Here is a 346-nt window from a genome sequence, read left to right as displayed (position 1 = left end):
CAGGTTGCAGTCCGGCCCTCTGCGGCCGGTGAACAGACGATCTCCTGGCTTCTTGCCCGTTGCCCGCAGATAGTCATCGATGGCCTGCCGAGTCGTCTCAGTAAGTTCGAATTTTATGGGACGGCCCGTCTTCTTCTGGCGGACGCTCGCTCTATCGGATGCATAGCCGCTTGGTGCAAGGTCATCGACTTTTAAGGCGACTACGTCGCAACCACGGAGCTTGCTGTCGATGGCTATGTTGAACAGCGCCAGATCGCGAGTCCGACCCTCGACTAGGAGCTTCGTTCGAATGGACCAGACGTGCTTGGGGCGGAGTGGCGGCTTCGCGCCAACGATCTTGCCCTTA

1 pseudogene is annotated in these 346 nt (G+C 59.0%); it reads right to left on the bottom strand.

Annotation, left to right across the window (positions count from 1 at the left end):
- Positions 1-346, bottom strand: a pseudogene (locus tag OZ411_RS43200) (integrase); the annotation flags it as partial.

The organism is Bradyrhizobium sp. Arg237L (genome assembly GCF_029990105.1).
Classification (GTDB): Bacteria; Pseudomonadota; Alphaproteobacteria; order Rhizobiales; family Xanthobacteraceae; genus Bradyrhizobium.
This window is presented reverse-complemented; position numbering and strand designations above follow the sequence as displayed.